The organism is bacterium (assembly GCA_021108215.1).
Classification (GTDB): Bacteria; Oederibacteriota; JAAXVQ01; order JAAXVQ01; family JAUVAV01; genus JAIORK01.
Genome location: JAIORK010000050.1, coordinates 18864 through 37497 on the forward strand (window position 1 = coordinate 18864; position 18634 = coordinate 37497).

Annotated in this window: 15 protein-coding genes, 2 tRNA genes and 1 pseudogene; 3 read left to right on the top strand and 15 right to left on the bottom strand. The window is 43.4% G+C overall.

Going from position 1 to position 18634, the window contains the following annotated elements:
- The first annotated feature begins 166 nt into the window (after nucleotides 1–166).
- Nucleotides 167–1513, top strand: coding sequence for a hypothetical protein (locus K8S19_12010; GenBank protein ID MCD4814402.1), 1347 nt, complete (start codon nucleotides 167–169; stop codon nucleotides 1511–1513).
- A gap of 102 nt (nucleotides 1514–1615) precedes the next feature.
- Here K8S19_12010 and K8S19_12015 read toward each other — a convergent pair whose 3' ends face one another.
- The 10 genes and pseudogenes from K8S19_12015 to K8S19_12060 all read right to left on the bottom strand — a co-directional run bounded on the left by K8S19_12015 (nucleotide 1616) and on the right by K8S19_12060 (nucleotide 11048).
- Nucleotides 1616–2830, bottom strand: coding sequence for a DEAD/DEAH box helicase (locus K8S19_12015; GenBank protein MCD4814403.1), 1215 nt, complete (start codon nucleotides 2828–2830; stop codon nucleotides 1616–1618).
- Nucleotides 2831–3150: 320 nt separating this feature from the next.
- Nucleotides 3151–3363, bottom strand: coding sequence for a DUF4405 domain-containing protein (locus tag K8S19_12020; protein MCD4814404.1), 213 nt, complete (start codon nucleotides 3361–3363; stop codon nucleotides 3151–3153).
- Between the two features lie 18 nt (nucleotides 3364–3381).
- Entirely contained in the window at nucleotides 3382–4221 is an 840-nt protein-coding gene (locus K8S19_12025; protein ID MCD4814405.1) for a YihY/virulence factor BrkB family protein, read from the bottom strand.
- Nucleotides 4222–4279: 58 nt separating this feature from the next.
- The gene (locus K8S19_12030) at nucleotides 4280–5374 is read right to left on the bottom strand and encodes an AI-2E family transporter (GenBank protein MCD4814406.1); all 1095 of its coding nucleotides are present in this window, start codon (nucleotides 5372–5374) and stop codon (nucleotides 4280–4282) included.
- 143 nt (nucleotides 5375–5517) lie between these two features.
- Nucleotides 5518–6324, bottom strand: coding sequence for an alpha/beta hydrolase (locus K8S19_12035; protein MCD4814407.1), 807 nt, complete (start codon nucleotides 6322–6324; stop codon nucleotides 5518–5520).
- Between the two features lie 284 nt (nucleotides 6325–6608).
- Nucleotides 6609–6914, bottom strand: coding sequence for a J domain-containing protein (locus K8S19_12040; GenBank protein ID MCD4814408.1), 306 nt, complete (start codon nucleotides 6912–6914; stop codon nucleotides 6609–6611).
- A gap of 179 nt (nucleotides 6915–7093) precedes the next feature.
- Nucleotides 7094–7698 (bottom strand): annotated as a pseudogene (locus K8S19_12045) (class I SAM-dependent methyltransferase).
- Nucleotides 7699–7967: 269 nt separating this feature from the next.
- Complete coding sequence (locus K8S19_12050) at nucleotides 7968–8693, bottom strand: hypothetical protein (GenBank protein MCD4814409.1); 726 nt, start codon at nucleotides 8691–8693, stop codon at nucleotides 7968–7970.
- Between the two features lie 16 nt (nucleotides 8694–8709).
- Nucleotides 8710–10383 carry a VC_2705 family sodium/solute symporter gene (locus K8S19_12055; protein ID MCD4814410.1) on the bottom strand — a complete coding sequence of 558 codons (1674 nt, stop codon included), beginning with the start codon at nucleotides 10381–10383 and terminating at the stop codon, nucleotides 8710–8712.
- Nucleotides 10384–10397: 14 nt separating this feature from the next.
- The gene (locus K8S19_12060) at nucleotides 10398–11048 is read right to left on the bottom strand and encodes a DUF4212 domain-containing protein (protein MCD4814411.1); all 651 of its coding nucleotides are present in this window, start codon (nucleotides 11046–11048) and stop codon (nucleotides 10398–10400) included.
- Nucleotides 11049–11643: 595 nt separating this feature from the next.
- Between K8S19_12060 and K8S19_12065 the strand changes: the two genes are divergently transcribed.
- Nucleotides 11644–11886: a T9SS type A sorting domain-containing protein gene (locus K8S19_12065; GenBank protein MCD4814412.1), complete on the top strand. Its 243-nt coding sequence runs from the start codon at nucleotides 11644–11646 to the stop codon at nucleotides 11884–11886.
- 212 nt (nucleotides 11887–12098) lie between these two features.
- Here the strand turns inward: K8S19_12065 and K8S19_12070 are convergent, their stop codons facing one another.
- From K8S19_12070 to ablB, 3 genes are all read right to left on the bottom strand, one after another.
- Entirely contained in the window at nucleotides 12099–14009 is a 1911-nt protein-coding gene (locus K8S19_12070; protein MCD4814413.1) for a T9SS type A sorting domain-containing protein, read from the bottom strand.
- A gap of 1367 nt (nucleotides 14010–15376) precedes the next feature.
- Complete coding sequence (ablA, locus tag K8S19_12075) at nucleotides 15377–16693, bottom strand: lysine 2,3-aminomutase (protein MCD4814414.1); 1317 nt, start codon at nucleotides 16691–16693, stop codon at nucleotides 15377–15379.
- Between the two features lie 10 nt (nucleotides 16694–16703).
- A complete protein-coding gene (gene ablB, locus K8S19_12080) occupies nucleotides 16704–17618 on the bottom strand; it encodes a putative beta-lysine N-acetyltransferase (protein ID MCD4814415.1) in 915 nt (304 codons plus the stop codon).
- A gap of 179 nt (nucleotides 17619–17797) precedes the next feature.
- Here ablB and K8S19_12085 point away from each other — a divergent pair, with 179 nt between their 5' ends.
- Nucleotides 17798–18073, top strand: coding sequence for a hypothetical protein (locus tag K8S19_12085; protein MCD4814416.1), 276 nt, complete (start codon nucleotides 17798–17800; stop codon nucleotides 18071–18073).
- 117 nt (nucleotides 18074–18190) lie between these two features.
- Here the strand turns inward: K8S19_12085 and K8S19_12090 are convergent.
- Together K8S19_12090 and K8S19_12095 are read right to left on the bottom strand one after the other, a co-directional pair.
- A tRNA-Asp gene (locus tag K8S19_12090) sits at nucleotides 18191–18267 on the bottom strand.
- A 133-nt stretch (nucleotides 18268–18400) separates the two neighbouring features.
- Nucleotides 18401–18477: transfer RNA gene (locus tag K8S19_12095), tRNA-Val, on the bottom strand.
- Between the last annotated feature and the right edge of the window lie 157 nt (nucleotides 18478–18634).

An 18634-nucleotide genomic window follows, 5' to 3' on the forward strand; every position in this document is an offset into this window, starting at 1 on the left:
GCATGGGATTTCCGCCCTGGCATATCACGCTTCAAACCACCCAAAATTCATTACAAAACACTGTCATCTGCGGATATCCTTCACATTAAAAGCATCCCGAATGATTCCCTTGCCTTTTCCACAGGGAACCTCTATACTTTTTTTTATTTCATCAAGGAGACTCAACATGATTCAACCGATCACGCCCGAAGAACTGCAAAGCATCAACAAATACCGGCGTTCCAGTGCAAGTGCTTTTTTAACCATCATGTTCACATCCATTAAAAATTTCAGTCAAATCCGAAAACTTCAAGGAATTGAGTATATCAAGACCATCCTCGCTCTCCATGATACTCTCCTGGAAGATTCAATTGAAAAAGATGGCGCCGGTATGGTGGCCAAACGCATTGATGACTCCTATGTCGGTGTCTTTGCTTCTCCGGCGATTGCGATTGATCGGGCCATGCAAATTCAGGCAAGTCTCAAAAAAATCAATGACGCGCATCCGGAGCTTGAAAATATCGAGATCATGATTGGTCTGGAGACCGGGCAAGTCACGGTTGGTGATGAAATCAATGTCGAAATTTTCAACTACCACCTTAAACGGTCCTATGCACTCCAAAACCTGGCTGACGGCAAACAAATTTTTCTTGGTTTTTCACCGGAAGATTGGTTTTTCGCACAGCAAAACAAGCAATTTGCCTGGAAAAGTCATGGGAAATATCACACCTCGGACCACACCTTGTTGATGGAAATTTATGAAGTGGCTGACAAAGAAATTTGCAAAATAACACCCCCGAACAAAGGTAAGAAACTAAAAACCTTTCCCTGGATGGCCGCAGGCATCGGACTGCTGCTGCTGGCAATGCTGGCAGGCGGTTTTTTCTGGGTAGCCAACAAAACCGCTGTTTGGTTTGTCCATATGCCGGACACCAAAATATTTATTGACCAAAAAGACCAAATTATTCTGGACGGCACTTTGCAAAATACCGCCCGAAAATGCCTGCGTCCCATCACTCCGGGCAGGCATATCCTGCATTACGATATTCACTACCAGGTCAAATATTACGCTGAAATCGATATTGCCAAGGGAAAAAATTACATTGACCCGAAATTCAGTGAGACCCGGCTGCCTGATCTTTCCCGGCGTCTGGATTTAAATGCCGATAATGACTATACGAATACAGTCACAGCGACCAAGCGTTTTCAATACATCACCTATACCAAGTCAAGTGAGAAAAAATCACATCAGGTCATTATCGAATTAACCATCAAAGGGCACAAAGCCACAGAGAAGCCCGACCCGATCATCTTCGAGTTCCTCTCCTCAGTCACGCTGGACGGCAAGGTCGTTCACGAGGCAACTCGGAGCATTCCCAGTTCTGCGAGCGAAAAAGAACCTATGCGGGTCAATATTCCAATTTATAATGATGAAGAACATTATTATTTTCTTAGCTATGGAATTAACCATCCATCAGCAGAGCTGACAATCGGCGCTGCTTATATTGAATACATGAAACCTGCCAAAGAATAATCTCATAGGACAAATTACGTTTGCCGTCAATAAAACATACCAATAAAAAAGTCCCGGGCAAATGACCCGGGACTTTTTAGTATGTAATGTTAAATAGCCGGTTTACAGGCGGCGGCGAACAGTCACCGTACGGCGACTCCCCAGTGTTTTGGGTTTGAATGTCTCCGGCGGCTGACATTCTTTGGGCAGGGGTTCATCATAGGGAAAACCAGACAAAACCTTTCTTTCCAGCGGTCTGCCCAACAATTTTTCCACATCCCGGATAATATCATTGTCCTCCCATGTGACCATGGTGAGTGCATCGCCATTGCGTGCCGCCCGGCCGGTGCGGCCGATGCGATGAATATAGGATGTGGCAGTATCCGGCATATCGTAATTAATGACATGCGAAATGCTCTCGATATCCAATCCCCGGGCCGCAATATCCGTGGCCACCAAAATAGGAATATGACCTTTCCGGAAGTTCTTTAAGATTTGCATGCGCTGCCCCTGAGTACGGTTGGCATGCAGGGCATCCGATGTAAAACCGGCCCGTTTGAGTTTGCGCGCCACCCCGTCGGCCCGGTGTTTGGTCCGGGTAAAAATAAGTACTGATTGTGTCTTCATGTTTTTCAGAACACGCACCAACAAATCAGACTTCATCATTCGGGAGATGGGATACAGCGTATGGGTAACTGTTTCCGCCGGCGCCTCAATACTCACTGCCAAGCGTTTGGGGTTGCGCATATTGTTGGCAATTAAATTTTCCAGCACTCTGGTAAATGTTGCCGAGAAAAGTGCGGTTTGACGTTTATTGGGAACGCAGCGCAGCAGCTTGCGAATCGGGGGCAAAAACCCCATGTCCAGCATGCGGTCCGCCTCGTCGAGTACCACCCATTCAATATGTTTCAAATCCACTGTTTTTCGCTCCACATGATCCAGCAAACGCCCCGGACATGCGACGAGAATATCCACACCTTTTCTCAAGCCATCGAGCTGATTTTGCATGCTCATCCCGCCATAGATCGTTATCGACCGGATCCCGGTGTGTTTTCCCAAAACACGAATGACTTCATGAATCTGTTCCGCCAGCTCGCGGGTGGGTGTAATCACCAGGGCGCGTGCCTGCTTTTTACTCTCGCTTTGTAATAGTTTTTGCAGAATTGGGAGTACAAAGGCTGCGGTCTTTCCAGTGCCGGTCTGGGCGGTCGCGATCACATCGCGCCCTTCCATCAGCGGTGGAATCGCCAGAGATTGGATGGGCGTAGGGGTTTTATACCCTGCGGATTTCAGCCCTTTCCACAGTGTTTCGTGCAATTGCATACTTTCAAAATTCATTTTGTTTCCTTTTTTGTCTGCCGACCAACGATAGAATTGATATCCATTTCGATTAATTTTCAGTCGGCAGGATCCTGGTAAACATGGATCTTGAAAACAAGATGAAAGCGGATTCGTTGATGATTGCGAGGGTTTTCCTAAGACTGTTTCCAAAGGGAAAAAGGCGGGAAGAACAAAGCAAATCATTTATGTCTGGAAAGTATACACTATCGCGGCCAAAATAGCGAGCACTATCTTCAGTTATTTCATTAATTTTCAACCCTCCCCGGACATGCTCCGGGCAACCGTGAGCAAAGGGAAACAGCCCAAAAAAACACCCTTTATTTTTTAAGCCTGAGTAAGTTGGTTTTGATCCAGCCCCAGTTTAAAATAATGTGGAACAAAAACAACAAATCCAAAATTATGGCATTGTTCATATGCACCGAATGCGCCCATCCCGCATCAAACTTTTTCATGGCAATCCCGGTCACAATCTGCAAAAGCATGGCAACCAGCAACAATGGATTAACCACCAACAACAGCTTCATTTTCATACAGTTCCTCCCGGATAATCATTTATTTATTATTCCGTTTTTTCGCTGCTCCTCTTCCCGCACGGTCTGACAAGCCCGGGCAATGGCAGCACCCCAAAAAATAGTCAAGGAAGAATAATAAACCCACAGCAAAAGCGCCACCAATGACCGCGAGGACCCATAAAAAACGACCATGGGATTGAAGACCCAATATTTTTCCAAACCATATTTTCCAATCTCAAATAAACAGGCTGCCCCCAGGGCACCCATAACCGCATCCTGCCACCGCACCTCGGTATCCGGCGCCCATTTGTACAGCAAAACAAACATGAGCACGGCAACAAAAAACGTAGTCGCAGCCTCAATCAATTTCCACTTAATCATAATGGACTGGGTCAGCAATGCAAAGAGTGTGCTCACAAAAAATGAAGTGACCAGAACGGTTGAAACGACCAGCATCATGCCCAATGGCACTGTCTGTTTTTTTAAAAATGCCGGCCACTTCCGCTGTTTGCGCGGCGCAACCTGCCAAATCTTATTGAGCACATCATGAATATGGGCAAACACGATGATTGCCGCAAAAAAAGCAATCAGCAATCCAAAAAAAGTGGAAACCGGACCCTGAAAAATCCCCAGGGTGGTGCGCGTGGTCAGCGAATTAAAGATATCCCGGGCCTGAACAGTCATCATCGAATTTGCCTGGTGAAGAATCACATCCCGCGGTCCCCGCCCCGCAACATCTGCCAGCCATTGCATAAAAAAGGCGAATGGCGCCAGTGCCATCAATGAAAAAAAAGCCAGCCCGGCAGCATCAATGAATAATCGTTTTTTAAAAAGTGTGCTCAAAGAGCTGCGCACAATTTTCAGCCATAGAAGCATCGAACCGTCCTTGGGATAACCTGATTTTTAAATACGCTTATCCTACTTGCAATAAGTCTTAGTTTTTCCCCCGAGGTGTCTTCCCGCTCGCCATCATAATACCCAATGGCCGCAGCACCGGAATATGTTCACAGATGATTTTCAAAGCCACCGCAAAAATTACAGATAAAAATGCTCCCAGGATACCCCACAACCAGCCGCACAAAAGTAAAAAAATCAAAATTACAATCGGACTTAAATCCAGCTGGTCCCCCATAACCTTCGGACTGATCACATTCCCGATCACTTGATTAATGACCAAAATAACCAGCACGATAATAATCGCCGGCCAAACATTGGGATAAAATTGGATCAATGCCAGCAAAACCGGTGGCAAGGCCGCAATAATCGAACCAATGGTGGGAATAAAATTAAGGAAAAATGCGAGCATGCCCCAGGTAAAAGCAAACTTCAACCCCAAAAGCGCACACAAGAGCCAAACCAAAAAACCGGTTATCATGCTCAACAAGGTCTGCATCAGGATATACTTGGATATTTTATTCGTAACAGACGCTGTAATCCGACTAACCTGTTCCGCCACATCCCGGGTAAACGCACGCTTCAGATTGTGCTGGGTATAGGGCCGGGCCACCAAAATAAATGCCAAAATAATAATGACGAATATCAAATTGGAAAGAAAGGTGGTCAGACTGCCCAATAATTTACCCAGCATCGCCATGAGAGATTCAAACGCCTGGGTCAGCCATTTGCTCATCTGGGCGTCAATATTATCATTAAGCTGTACTGGAACATGCCGGAGAATATCCTGAAGAATGGCGGAAAACTTTCCCTGCAAGGCGGGCATCTGATTGATGAATCCGGCTGCATTGACGGAAAGCAATACCGCAAACCAGTACATCGCAACCATCAACAAAACCAGTACCACCGCAATGGAAAGACTGCGGGGAATTTTTTTACTGACAAACCAGCCAATGGGCGGTTCAAGCATCAAGGATAAAAACCAGGCAACCAGCGGCGGCATAATAACCGCATACCCGACTTTGAATACCGCCAGCAAGAGAACCACCGCAATAAAAACCAGGCACAGCGTGCTGATATTGCCCGGCGAGGCAAAAAGATTAAACTTAACCGGTTTCTCCGAACGTGTCGTCATCCCATCCCCCATACCGAAGTATATTTTTAATCACTGCCGGCCTAATTCATAAAATATTCTGACCGGCTTTATCGCGTACTGTCTTTCTTAATTTTGACAAAATAATTTTTAAATATCATAACAGATTTCTTTCTTCGGAAAAATTACTTTTCCAGGGATTTCAAAATTCCCTGTATTTTGTCCTGATATTCGTCTGAAGTGACATAATCCATGTCATTGTGCCCGCCATCATACGGCAACAGCATTTTAGGCGGAAGCGCATTTTGATGCAATAACGAGGCGTGCCGGAAAGCAATCATATCATCATAACGCCCATGTATAATCAACTTGGGTGTTTTAATATGCCGGATTTTCCTGACACTGTCATACTTTTGCTGCGTCAACCAGGACATTGGGAGAAAAGGATACATTTCCTTGGACACCTGTTCAACCGAGGCAAATGGACTTTCCAGAACCAGGTAGCCTACCGGATTATGCAGTGCCAGATCCACGATGACAGCGCACCCCAGCGACTTGCCGTAGACAACAATCTGTTGCGGATCAATGTTCCTTTCGTGAATCAGATAATCGTAAGCTGTCTGCACGTCGCGATACAGTCCTTTTTCACTCGGGCGGCCTGTGCTCTTTCCATACCCGCGATAATCAAACATAAGTAAATTAACACGCAGCTCCTTGAAAAACGCGACCCGATGCAGCCTGCCCGACATATTTCCGGCATTGCCGTGACAAAAAAGCACAGCTTGTTTTGATTTGGGGGATTTAATATACCAGGCATGCAGAATTTGTTTATCCGATGTTTTCAGAAAAACATCTTCATACCGCACCTTAATATCCTTCGGTGTTTCCTCAATCTCCTTTTTAGGAAAATAGAGGCCCTTTTGCTCAATCACAATCGCCAGAATTTTGGCAACCATGATGCCGAGGATGATAATCGCGAGAAAAGTAGTCATGTATTATCCTTTTGATAAAAATCCACGGGCTTACCCGGCATCCGGCATGCGCCGGACAAGTACGCCGGGCAGGCTGCCCGTGGTATTTTTGTCGGGAGATGTTCGCCCTGCCCCAAATACGGCAGGATGTCGCACCGATCTGCCGAAATATCAATTCGGTGCTCCACCTTCAATCGACGATATTTTTACTCGCTTCATCGATGGACTTACCCGGCATTCGCCGGGCAAGCTGTCCATCGTGTTCGCGCTAGCACGATAACCAGGGTACGTGCGCTCTCTACTGTTCACTTCGGCTTGGGCGATTTTCCCGTACCCCACAAAGGATCGTTCCCGAATTGCCGGCGGACCATTTCCTCGGGATTTTGCCGGTAAAATTCTTCTTGAGAGAATGCAAACCGGTATGCCCCCGTGTATTCCTGCAATATCCGGTAAGCGGTATTTATTTTCTGCATTTTCTCCGGCTCCTGCGCCCCTGCATCCGGATGATGCTGCTTTACCAATTCCCGGTGCCGGTCCTGAATTTCCGCGCGCGTAGCAGTTTCCCGAAGGCCAAACACTGCCAATGCAGCCTGCAACTCTTTATAGGTCATGGGTCAACAAGTCCAATCTAATAGTGTATTCTGCGGCACCGGCCGCGTCTCAACCGCTTCCTTTATAACATCAAAACAATAACTGGGGAAGCTGACGACCAGCCTTTTTCGTCCCAAATTATGGCGTTCCCCAGACAAGCGTGCGGCATTTAACTCCCTGGCTTTCATTATATTCACTTTTACTTTTTCATCGCCCGAACAGCGATAAAACTGCCTGAACCAAATCCCGGTTCCACTCTTTTGTCCTCGCTCTTGCCGGAAAATAAGGCCTGCCGGTAGACAAAACATGAGAATCCGGCTTGGCTCAAATGAGTTTCCATTTCCCTGACTGAATAAAAGGTAGCTCGGGAATAAAATTTGCTCTGGGATTTTTTTTCGTTATATTTCTTTCCCAGTTCGCTCTCCCGGTCAATAAATCCGATAATCAGGCTTCCTGCCGGTTTAAGTACACGGCCGGCTTCTCCAAACGCTTTATTAATATCATCAAGAAAACAAACCGAGGTCATCATAAGCGCAAAATCAAACTCCGCATCACCAAACGGCAGTGCCTCGGCCGCCGCTTCCCGGATCTCAATTCCCCGCTGCCGGGCCAAAGCCGCCATCCGCGCAGCAGGTTCTACCCCGACCGCAATCCCCAGCCGGGACGCAAATCTCCCAGCCCAGTCCCCTGACGAGGAATCAATTCACTTAAGGCTGCGAGTTCATCCTCATACGCTGTTTTATTTTCATCAAACCAGGCATCATATTTTTCAGCATTTTCATTAAAAACCATTATCTTGTCCATGACGCTCCCTAAAAAAGTTTTTATCTTAGGACCGCTTGGAAACCAGCGTCAGCTTGTCAACTTAGCGTACCGGCCCTTCCCGAAAATCCAGCCGTGACCCTATTTGGCGCAGCGCTTATCCTTCCTGCCATAAAAAAAAAGTATCATATTTTTCATTTGATTGGCATTATACAGGATAAAAAAAATAATTTGAATATAGAATCGAGAAATGAAGTGATACGTCAACTAATTAATTCCGGCCCCTTACAAAAAAGGAACAACTATAAATTTTATTCTTCCGGACTTATTTCTTCAGGCGCTTTTTTTCTTTGTTTGGGAAACAATTGATCAATCACAGAACGCTTTTTAGGTTTTTTACCAAATAAAACATTTAAATTATTCTTGGCCGTGTGATTGTCCGGCCATAGTTCCAAGGCTCTTTTTTGACTCGCGACTGCTTTTTCGAGCTGACCTTGGTGCCTATGGACGATCCCTAAATTAGTATAGCTGACAGACAATCTCCGCTTTACTTCTAATTGGGCCAACTCAATTTCACTTATTCTTTTATGCAACACCCTTTTATTCGTCTGAAAATAGGGTTCGATTTTTGTTTTGATCTCTTCGGCATTGAGTTCGCCATAGGTGTTGAGCCATCTTTCATAAAGTGCATTGCTGGTCAAAGCCGTTTGTTCCGCTTTTATAAGCAGGGGCGACCGCTCGGCCGCCCCTACATTTTTATCATATAAAGCCATTAACAAGTATGTTGCAGTTCGATTGTTATAAACAATGCCCGGTTCATAAGAATCAGCATATCCAAAAGTATTTTTATAAAGCCCCTCAAGTTCATCAAGCACAATAAACGCCAAGGGGTATTTTTTTTCCTCAATGAGCCGGCTGTATTTGGCAAACAAATGCCGGGCTTCTGCAACCCGGGAATCTTCCGCCTGGTTAACGCTTCGGTAATAAAAATAAGCACCCGTACCAACAATGACTGAAATCGTTACTAAAACGATCAACAGTCTTTTCGTCCCTCTAATCATGTACTTTTTCAACTAAGAATTTTTTAATCTCAACCGGAGTGGGTGCCGTAAATGTCGAAACAACAATATTAACTATAATCGCAACCGGTGCACCAATCCACGCAAAATACCAAGCATTCAGCCAGTAAGAAATAAATGCATGCGCAGGCAAGGTTACACCGAATTTCCCGGCCACAAAGTAGGTTAATGAAATTAAAGCGACCGCCATACCGGCACTCAGACCGGCAATCGCTCCGGCTCTATTGGATCGACACCACCAAATCCCCAGCAAGAATAACGGGAATATCGTAGAACCCGCCAAAGAGAATGCCAATGCAACCAATTGTGCAATGAGTGCCAGTTTCATCAATGCGACCACGGCAACCGCCACCGCCATGATGACGGTTCCTAGTCTGGCCATGAGTAATTGTTTTGCCGGAGATGCGTTTGGATTTAATACTTTAAAATAGAGATCATGTGAAAAGGCCGAAGCACCGGCAACCAACAAACCTGAGACAGTGGAAAAAGCAGCTGAAATAGCCCCGGCAGCTAAAAGCCCCACAATAAGCGGATTGATATCCCCCAATTGGGCGGTATAAACAACAATCGCATCTTTGGCCAATTTTCCAACTTCCGGATTTGAAGACAAAATCTTTCCAAAAGCGGAATAAACCGGCGCACTCCAGTACAACAAGCAGATAAAGAACAATCCCCAAACAACCGACCATCTTGCATCCGAAGCTTTTGGCACAACATAAAACCTCTGAATAACATGCGGAAGACCGGCAGTACCGATCATGAGTGAAAAACAGGTGGCAATCCATTGAAAAAATGTTTTACCGGTTGCAGAATCCCAGGGCATGGCATATTCCGGACTTGGCATGATGGCAAAACCATGGCCATACACATTCAGCAAAGACACCTGGTCGACGGTCTTGGGAATGGGAATGCCTTGAACAATATCAGACACAACAGAACCATAACCAATTTGGGGCAGCAGCCAAAAATAATCAAATTTAAATGTCAGCAGGAATAACGGAATCATAAATGAAATAATAATAATAACATATTGAATCTGCATGTTTTTGGTCACACCCAACATACCCGAAATAAGCGTGTAGGCAAGCACAACCGAAGCACCGATAAGTACCGCCCACGCATAATCCACACCAAGGACCCACTTGAACATAAGTCCGATGCCGCCAAATTGTCCGACACAGTATGAAAAAGATATTAAGATGGCAACGACTGCGGAAAAAGCTCTAAGCCCTTTTGAGTAGTATCGGTCACCAATAAAATCAGGCGCTGTGAATCTTCCGTATTTCCTGATTTGACCTGCCATTAAGATGAGTAACAAAACATACCCGCCGGTCCAACCGACAACATAGGATAATCCGTGATATCCAGAACCATACATAATGGCGGCCATCCCAAGAAATGACGCGGCACTCATCCAGTTGCTTGCTATGGCCATTCCGGAACCAACGCGGGATATTTTCCGTCCTGCCGCCCAGTAATCATTGGTGTCTTTTGCTTTGTGAAACAAGCCGACACCAATAAATAAAGCCAACATTGAAATCAAAATAATTGCAGGTCCGATTTTAAAACTCCCTTCCAATGCCGTCACACTCGCCGCATTGGAAAAAGCAGGTATACTCAAAAACAATAGCGTAAGCAAACTTTTCATTATCATTCTCCCCATCACACGTCTTCTATGATTTGATATTTTTTGTGAACGCGATCAATTAAAATGCAGTAGGACAGACACATTAATACAAACAGAATTAATAAAAATTCGGCAGTATACCAATAATGAAAAGGAAATCCTAAGAACCTGGCATCCGTAAGAACAGATTGATTATGGGTTAAATAAAGGCCCATAATTCCAGGCAGCCGGTCTTTCACATCTTGACCCATGGCATCAACTCTGGTTTCAGAAAGTTCTACCATAAGCAGTTTCGCTTCAAGGCTTTCCGCAGTCACACCAAGGTGCTCCGATGCTTGCGCTTTGGTTACATCCGGCGAAAGACTATAAACACTCCAATTCAAAGCGTTTACCAAAACCGCCCGGTCTGCTTTTTTTACTGTTTTCCCTAAAACAGCTAACAATGATCTTGAAAAAGCTTGTGTTTCTGAAGGTGTCGCCGACCCTGCGGCAACAGTCTCCCAAACTTGTTCAAAAGCAATAAGACTTTTTTCTTTCGTCGGTTTTTCAATCACTTTTAATAAAATTTGAAAACCAAATACCGCAACCGCCCAGATCACGACCATCGTGCTTATGATTTTCATATTTGCTTTGGCATGGTCAGTTCTCGGTTTAAAGAAATGGACTTTATAGTCAGTATTTTCCATGTTCACTCCCGCCCCCCATTATGCGTAATAATAAAATCTCACGATCAGATGCTTTAATATACCAAGAGGCGCATGAAAAATCACGCGCCTCCGCACAAAGAGCAACCATATCATTCCTGCCAAAAAGCGTCAATTTCTTTATTCCGCACTATTTCAAAACAATGATTTCGATATCCAATTCCTAATTCCAATTTCACCTAATCACTTCAACAAACTTTATTTACAAAATGATAGTCGAAGCATCCTGTCAAGGATGCCGCTAAAACCTCAAATCATTCTTCACGCAAAGTTCGCAAAAAAAAATGCAGGGCGGTGTTAGGTTATCAGGTGCATGATTCTCAAATATATGCTGAATACCTTACTACCTAACACCGTCCCACATTTCTCGTCACGCCCGGGTGTTTTTGTAATGTAGGGAACGGTTTCAAACCGTTCCCTACAGACCCGTCCCCATATCAAATAAGTGTGTTATCTGAATATTCTAACTCAGGTAGCGAATCACTGCTTAATTCCTTATTTCAAATACGTCCCCTATCACGCCCCCTATCACACGCCTTCGCCCACGTCTCCCGCCCCGCTTAGTGATCGCAACGTATTGGCATTTCCCAATCCGGGCAACAAGCATATTTATTTTCAACTTCAAACTTCGGCCGGCTCTGAAATTGAAATTAATTTCTATAATTTTACCGGTGAGCGGATAGCGATATTAAGACAGCGTTTGGATCAAACCCGGATACTTCCCTGGAATTGTGAGAATATCGCACCGGGAGTTTATATGGCTGTGATTAAGCTAGATGGCCGGATATGGGAGAAGCTTAAAATCAGCATCGTCAGATAAAGGAACTTGGGAGATCGTACGCGTCTCTTTAATATTTTTTAGAAATAAAAAACCCCGCACCTTTCGGTGCAGGGTTTTTTATTTCTGGCGAGGCCGAGTAGACGAGTTTCGCACCTGGGGCCGGACCTGTCCGGCGAATGCCGCATGAAATTGGCGGCTTAGTGTTGTCCCTGCCAAATCTAATGTGTCAGGTAAATACTGTCTCTGTACATTTAATGTACAATTGCAAGCTTAAGTACTTCGAATTTTTTCCCATTTTTATTTATTTTCGCGATATAAAAGCCCGGGGCCAACTCTTGACTATCCAAGATAATTACCTGTCCGTGCCCTGCTAATAACTCCTCAGTTACAGTAATAGTTTTTTCTCCGGACATATTGTAAATCACAATCTCTATACTAGCAGCATTATCCAGATGCATCAAAAATTTAACTTCATCGCTAGCAGGATTGGGATAAGCTAATACTTTTTTCCCGTTCAAATCCAACCCAGCCAAAGCATTGATAGGAGTTGTGGTTAAAGTTATAGTCATTGAGGCCTCAATTATAGTAACTGTAGGACTTGCGGTTGGTGTATTTGTAATGGTTGCTGTAGGTGTAGCTGTCAAAGTAGGCGTATATGTTTGAGTTGCAGTATTAGTATTAGTATTAGTAACTGTGGGTGCAACATTGGTAACTATCTGGGTATTTGAAAAAACTGATGTATTATTCGTTCCGCCTTTTGCAGTTGCGATTACAGTTTCACCATCTAAACAACTAGTACCTGGATTAAAATTCCAGAAACCTGAACCATCAGCAGTCGTAGAACCCACAAAACGCAGAGTATCACTACCATCTGTAGTTACAAATACTTCAATATAATCATTAGCACCTGAGATGCCGCTGACCACAATGTTTTCTGCAGCATAATTGATCACAGGTGCAGTACCGGGTGCACTACTGCTATCTACAATCATATTCGTGCAAGCTACCATGGTATTTCCATTACTCTCATTATTCGTAGAAATTACTACTGACCCATCTCTAAACCAAATAGCACTGCCAGTAGCACTCGAAAACAAATTGCCATTACCATTAGTTAATCCAATATAATTATTCGCTCCACCATATATATCAATTGCATAAGCCAGCGCTGTGGTACTACCATCCGGCAAAATACCAAAACGATTGTTAACCAAGGTATTGTATTGAGCTAAATTGGAAGCATTGATAGCGCTTTGGCGCATAAGTATCCCCTTACCAAAACTATTACCTTCGATCCAGATTCCATCACTACCACCTACAAAAATTGACCAATTTCCATTGGAAATCACTGCATCTCCAGTAGCATTGATTGAAAAATAATTGCCTACAAACCGATTGTTATCTCCAACATTTGTAGTAGCAATGTAAATACCATTACTAGAATTACCTGCTATTATATTTCCAGCACCAGCTACTAACCCACCAACCAATAAATCACTAACCGTTGCATTAATATGTATGCCCGTTGCTTGTACTCCTAAACCAGCGCTCCCATCAATGTTGGTTCCAATATAATTCCCGCAAATAGAATTCGAATCAGACTGTCCCCATAAATAAATCCCAGCATTAATATTACAAGAAATTACATTTCGTTGCGCTGCAATCAATCCGCCAATAATATTATTTGGACTGGAACGAAAATATATACCGTTTGAATTACTTTGATCTGTTGCGCTATTATAATCCGTGCCGATCAAACAACCCGTAATAGTTATTCCAGATATTCCAGTAAAATTTGTCTGAATTGCATTCTCACTATTAATCAGCACTAAATCATTAATAATTGAATTACTACTACCAGTATCAAAATATAATAATGTTACTCCTGAAGAAGTTCCGGTTGACTGAATTGTGGTTCCGTAACCTTCTATAATCACTTGATCAGATATAGATAAATCAGCAGTCAATGTGATTGGACCAGATACATTAAAATCAATTGTATCAGTTACACTTGTGCTGAGATCCGAAAAACCTATAGCTTCGCGCAAGGAACCTGTTCCATCATTTGCTGTACTAGTAACTGTGTAAGTGAGAGCAGAAACTTCAGAGACAATTAAAATCAATACAAAAATTGATACTACAAATCGAAATACTTTTTTCATTTATTCACTCCTTAATTTTGCTAATTAATATCCATAGGTTAACACCATTTAAATTAAATTACGATTAAAAACATTTCGACCCCTGTTATAATCGGACAAAACTAAATAGTAGAAATCTGCTATGCTAAGAGCCTCAAAATCAGGAGACAAAACAGTGAGCAAAGGCAAAAAATGGACATCGGAAGAAAAAATGGCAGCAGTTATGGAAGGGCTAAAAGGTCGGCCAGCTCGTGCTAGGGTCGAGTAGCCCAGAGGCATCTCACTTCCAGGCTCTCACAGAACCGTACTTAAATCTCTCAATTCATACGGCTCTTACTGTTCGGCCATTATGATTAACATAATGACTTGCTTCATGACTAAAGTTCCTCCGGTTTTTCAACAGTTGACAATAGTCACCAAGCTGAACAGTTCGGTCCCGCAGCGAAACTTCCATTACAGAAGCTTCTTCACTACTACGAACCGATCGCCCCTATATCATGCCTTGGTACTCACAACCTAACACCGTGCTACGATGCTTGGATGGCTCCCTTTACATCATGATATAGGTTCCCACGTTCTCCGTAAAAGCCCGAACAGAGCTCATGCCACCTCTATGCCGGATGCCGCACAGCCAGTAAACACGTTTCCGCTATGCTTGTCCCAAGATTCCAGCAACACCTTGGTTTTGACATCATCATTTTGACTTTCGACACTTTATCAGTGGTTCACTTTCGTTCATCTTCTCTGTTCATACCTCACCTTGACGCTCACCACCATGTCTTTTGAACACAGCAGCTCAAGGCGGTTTGGCACCTGCTCGTGCAAGCCGATGCCGAAGGACCGACCCCTTCATCTCTTACGAAACTTCGTGGCACACTGCCGGAGTTCAAATGTTCAAATAACACTCCACTATTCCTACCATTTCAAAACGCTAATTTCCAGATAATAAAATCCGTTCAATCTTCGGATGCTCAAATACCAGCACCAAGCAACGCTTCCCGATTGGAGGTCGCAATTTGCGATCTCCAATTTTCTGTTTCTTGCTTGGGTAACCAGAACATAAAATCTCCAGCCAGCTCAATTTAAATTGACTCGATAATTCACGAAAATCGAACAATAGAGCAGTTGAGCAGCAGACCGCCCTAAACCACGTAGGGTTTAGGGCTTCAGAAATAAAAACCCCAGTCCTTATTGGACTGGGGTTTTTATTTCTGGCGGGGCCGAGTAGACGAGTTTCACAACTGGTGCCAAGAAAAACCGGCTGCTCAAATTAGCTTTTACATATAGTGATCGTCCATTATTATAGACTGAATTAATTATTTTTATTTTATTTCATTGAAATAAAACCTACACAAACCTAAAAAACCGATTTTCTCTCTAAGACTGCATTATCGCCTCTCATGACGTTCGTTATCTTGCGGAGTAAGCGTAATGGTTTTATCATAATCCGATAATAACTTCGAAATACCAATAGCTTGGATTTCTTCATTGGCAGCACCATCAAGATTTAATTGAAGCTGACAGTTATCACATTTGCGATCACAAAATACCGGTTCATAAGAATCCGGCTCTTTATAGGTTGTAATAACACCTTCAAAATTACGAAGAATAACTTTGTTCGTAGACCAACTGATCAGATATTGAGGCATAACAGGTATTTTCCCTCCACCTCCAGGAGCATCGATAACGTAAGTAGGCACTGCAAAACCGCTGGTATGACCAATAAGATTTTCCATTATTTCCATACCCTTGCCAACCGGTGTACGGAAATGATTTAATCCTTCGGCCAAATCACACTGATATAGATAATAAGGACGCACACGATTCTGTACGAGTTTATGCACTAACCGCTTCATTATCCTTGGACAATCATTAACACCAGCTAAAAGTACTGATTGATTACCTAGTGGTATTCCGCTATCAGCCAATTTGGCCAATACTTCTTTAGAAGAATTGGTGATTTCTCTTGGATGATTAAAGTGCGTGTTTATCCAAAGCGGATGATGTTTTTTCAATATATTTACTAATTCATCGGTAATACGATAAGGCAAAACGACCGGCATACGTGTCCCTATCCGAATAACTTCTACATGGTCAATAGAACGCAATTCTGTCAAAATCCAATCGAGGTAATCATCACTTAACATCAACGGATCACCACCGGAAAGCAATACATCACGCACTTGTGGTGTTCGGCGAATATAATCCAATCCTGCTTGAATGGTTTTACGATCAGGGATAAAATCAACATCCCCGACCTTTCTCTTTCTGGTGCAATGTCGGCAATACATCGAACACATATTGCTGATCAGAAAAAGAACACGATCAGGGTAACGATGCGTGATACCCGGCGCAGGTGAATCTTTGTCTTCAGCCAAAGGATCATTCATGTCATACTGAACCTTTTCCAGTTCGTGAATAGAAGGAAAAGATTGCAAAAAAACAGGATCATTCTCAAGATCTGCTTTATCAATCAGCGATAAATAATAAGGTGTAATCGAAAGCGGAAATTTTTCCAGTGTTTCTTCCAAATCTTTTCTTTTTTCAGTGGTAAATCGAACATCCAGTAGCTTTTCAAACAAAGCAACCGAAGTAATGCGATGCTTTAATTGCCAACGCCAATCATTCCACTGATCAGTGGTATTCGTTTGATCAATCTTATTGGCAATCGTTTCCTGATGATTTGATAAATCTTTATTCGTCATATTTCATCCTTCATACTATAGTTTTATTCCAGATATTCATTGATTCCCAACCGGTTGGCATGCGGCAATTATTCACCAAGCGCCCGCCATAGCCATAACCCAATTTTGCAAAAGCAGCATTGATGCCAACAATAGGCGCACGACAAAGTGTATAGTAATCAACAATTCCAAATACGTCCTTCAAAACCCGTTCAAGTTCTCCAAGCAAAACCAGCATCAAACCATGTCCACGATAGTCCGGATCGGTTGCACAATCTGTTAATTCAGCTGTTTTTCGTCCATGATCGATTTCAGCTGAAGCACAAGCGATCATTTCATTTTTTTCGTTTTCAACAAACAAAAATAACGAATCCTTATTTTGAATATTTTGAGCAATCGTTGCCGGTTCCAAAGAAGATGGATAATCAGAAAATATTTTTTTGAGTAAGCCGCTCAATCCGGCGGCATCTTCTGTTTTGGCTATTTGCACATCAAAATCATTTTGTATCCGAGCCGGATCAATCACCGGTTTTGATTGAACAGATGTGACGATCTTATTTTGTTCACCTGCACGATCATCTTGCCCCCGATGGTCAGACAAAAAAAAAGACCAAATTACCGAGTCAAGATGACTCTTAAAAAAACCATTAATCTTCCCTTCTTTGACAAAACCTATTTCTTGCCAAGCTTGATCATCCCCCTGCGTGGTGTACACAATAATCTTTGAAAATACCAGATCAGCATTTGCAGAAGATACAGGCGGAGAACATTGAGCTTGTATATCAGCAATCGTCACACCATATAACTTCACACGCTCATTACGGGGATCAAAAACAGACTCAAAATCTTTTTGTCCAAACCGAATAGACATTGAAATCGTCTTTTTGCTATTGATTGCTTTTGGTGTACCAAATGCCTCGTGTAAATAATGTTGAAGTTCAAGCATAATTCTATTCCTTTTACATCAATGCTTTTTTCACAGCATCTTGCGAAACTTTGTTCGTACTGAGTACATCTTCAACCGATTGATCAATCCGGTTGTGTTAAATTTTTGGGTGTGAATTCATCTTAGAGCGCACACTGGTTATGGAGCTACAAACTCATAACCCAAACGACGTGTACGCCATGAAAAGTGTATCACAAATAATCCAAAAACAAACTCACCAACAGCTCAGAAACCGCACCCGTGAAAGTATCCAACCCGGAACGATCCAGGCTGTCTTTGCCCAAGAAATCAATTCCATTATCGGAGATGCTCTCAATGCCCAATTGGTTGCTGAGCGGGATGCCGCCCTGGGCTGCGCTGCTTACGAACGCAAATCCGGGGCATCCCGCAACGGCTTCAAGTCAATCAAAGAAAACCGGGGAGGTGTGGAGTTCCTCACGCCCACAATGCCTTAAAAAGCTCAAAAACACGAACAATAGAGCAGTTGAGCAGTAGACCGCCCTAAACCACGTAGGGTTTAGGGCTTCAGAAATAAAAAACCCCACACCGAAAGGTGCGGGGGTTTTTATTTCTGGCGGGGTTGACGAGGCTCGAACTCGCGACCTCCTGCGTGACAGGCAGGCGCTCTAACCAACTGAGCTACAACCCCGCGAACACAGTGAGCAGCTCTGCTGTTCTGCTGATCCGCTGTTCAATGTTTAACTTCTCCAGATTCGAGTTTTCCCTACTTTCAAATTTTTACTCTCAATTGCTCTGCTTTTTCATCCCCAGGACGAAAAAACTGGTGGGCGAAACAGGACTCGAACCTGTGACCCCCTGCTTGTAAGGCAGGTGCTCTAACCAACTGAGCTATTCGCCCAAAATTTTGCTTCACAAAATTTAGAGCAATTGAGCAACCAAAGGTTCAATTGCGGTCTATTGTTCAACTGCTCAATTTTCATGTAATATTATCCTGCCCAACAACTAAGGAAAAACAATAATACTAAAATTTCTTAACAAGTCAAGATTTTTTTCTT